This is a genomic window from Haloquadratum walsbyi J07HQW2 (genome assembly GCF_000415985.1).
In the GTDB taxonomy this organism is placed as follows: domain Archaea; phylum Halobacteriota; class Halobacteria; order Halobacteriales; family Haloferacaceae; genus Haloquadratum; species Haloquadratum walsbyi_B.
Genome location: NZ_KE356561.1, coordinates 2,637,491 through 2,639,935, shown reverse-complemented (window position 1 = coordinate 2,639,935; position 2,445 = coordinate 2,637,491). Strand labels below are relative to the sequence as shown.

Genomic DNA, 2,445 nt, shown 5'->3' with positions numbered 1-2,445 from the left:
GTACCCGATAATGGAAGTACAGGATTCAGCTTATCACACAGCTTTAATCAATCAGTTGGAAGTGTGTCTGATCGCACGGTTGAATCAGGAGGATCAACTATTGACAACCCAGCAGTAGACGTTGCTAACGATGGCAATGAAGGTAGAGACCCTGGAGTCTCAGTTAATCTTGTATCGGATAATGTTAATGCAAATGAACAAATAACTGTTGAATACACAATTACCACTAACGAAACGGTTGGAAAATCGGTGGAAATCACCGGCTCAGTGGCAAACGAGGGTGTTTCAACGGAGCTACCTGATCGGTCTTACACCGTGACAGCAGCTGACGACGGCGGCGACGACGGCAACCCAGACCAGCCAGCTAACGCCGGTGACGTGACGCCTATCACGTCAGATAACCCAAGTCCAAGTGAAAACCGTGGACAGTTTGCTTTCCCAGGTGAAGACGCAGCAAGCTACACCACGGCTGATGATGTCGATGGTGACGTCGGAAATGGGGCTACAATCTTCCAGGGTGAGGAAGATATTACATTCAGAGATGCTGATTTCAACGAAGTTAGTCCGGCTACACTCGAACGGACTGCCGGAGATAACGAAGGTGTAACGCTTTCGTTCCCAATTCCAGACGACCAGGCAGAAGGTAGCTATTCTGACGGAACATTCAGTGTCACAGTTCAGGAACCACGAGTAACGACACTTGAGGTTCAAAATAATGGAGAAAATGACGTCAGTGGCGGAATCTTAGAGTCTGATCAAGATGACGCAACTGTCCTCGTTGAATACAACTATGAGGAAGCTGAAAACATCGAACTTACCGTTGAGGATGAAGACGGGATCGATGTAACTGGCGAAGCGCTTGATCCAGGCGAAGACGATAATAAGAATGCGGACAGCCCGCCAGCAGACGGATCAACAGATGACGGAATAGTGCGATTCGAACTAGCTCCAGGTAATCTGGACGAAGGCGACTATACATTCAGCGTTGCAGGAGTTGAAGATTTTGACTCTGACGATGCAACGCAGTCTGTCACAACGACAATTAGTGCCGATCAAACGGCATCACTTAGTCTGAGTGAGGACGAGGCTGTGCAGGGTTCAGATACGACATTTACCATCGAAAACAGTCCAGAGGGAGAATTCCACCCAGTCGTGATTGATGAAAGTGAATTCCGAGACGGAGTCTCACTCGATCAGGCGGAGGGCGTCTTCCGCAACGTCGGCGACACAGTCGAAACTGGTGTTGCCGACAGCAGTGGACCTGGCGCAAGCGATATTAGTAGCGTTGAGTACGCATACGCTATCGTTGAAATCGACGGTGGGAACGGAGTCGGCTCTGTTGAAACACAGTTCCTTGATGACAGCTCAGCAACGGTTGAGCTGTACCCATCAGACGGCGTCACTTCAATTGAATCGCATCCTGCCGGTGTTGTCTTGACGACAGACGATGGCTTCGAGACTGATGATGAGGAAGATCTTGACGTCATCGAAGGCGACATTTCCATTTCAAGCCCATCCAACTCCTACGTTACCGGTTCTGAGGTTGATCTGAATGGAACCGCTAACGAAGGAATTGATGAAGTTGCAATCTATGCACGAGATAACCAAGATTACGAGCTAGTCACAATTGATGGTGATAATGTTGTCCAGACAGAGGGCGACGATAGCTTTGAAGAGACAGATGTTATTCTGAGCGGTGACAGCCTCGGTAATAATATTCTTTCACTTCCTGGTACATATCGAATTGGTGTTATCAGTGCACAAGATGCAGATAGCGATGGCGACGATGTCCCTGATAGTGTCTTGACGACATCTGAATTCAACCGTGGACTGAGCTCACAGCAATCACTTCGTGTGCTTGATACCGGGCTAGAATCATCATTCGTCACATATAATGGACAGATTGCATCCGACGATGCACAGATTACATTTAGTGGTTCTGCTCCCGGAAAGAGCGATGTAGTTGTTGCTTTCGTCGGTCCACGTGGGCAAGCAATCGCTCAGACCATTAGTGTTGATGATGATGACACATTTAGTGAGGAAGACTTCACGCTCGCCTTCCGCAATGCAGCAGGCACGCTAAGTGAAGGAACAGTTTCCGCACACATCATCTCCGCAGGACGTGACGGAACCTTCGGAGATGGGTTCTCAAGCAGTGAGAGCGACTTTGCGAACATCATTGCAACTGGACGTACAGGCACTGATGGGACTGACTTCAGTGGCAATGCAAACACAGGCGATCAAGTTCGTGAACTCATCATCGCTAACTCTGTTGATGATACAGCAAGTGATGATCTAATCACGACTGAAACGTTCCGACTTGCTGATGGACTAACAACGATTGATACAATCAACAGTCCGGTCGCAAACAATGGAACCATCGAGATTCAGGGACAGACAAATCAACGTCCTGACGAGAACGTCATCACCGTTGAACTGCTTGAT

Annotated in this window: 1 protein-coding gene; it reads left to right on the top strand. The window is 48.5% G+C overall.

Going from position 1 to position 2,445, the window contains the following annotated elements:
• Positions 1 to 63: 63 nt before the first annotated feature.
• Positions 64 to 2,445 (top strand): HVO_2072 family ArtA-dependent S-layer glycoprotein (gene csg, locus J07HQW2_RS12410; RefSeq protein WP_303704123.1); only part of this gene is annotated, 2,382 nt, incomplete at its 3' end.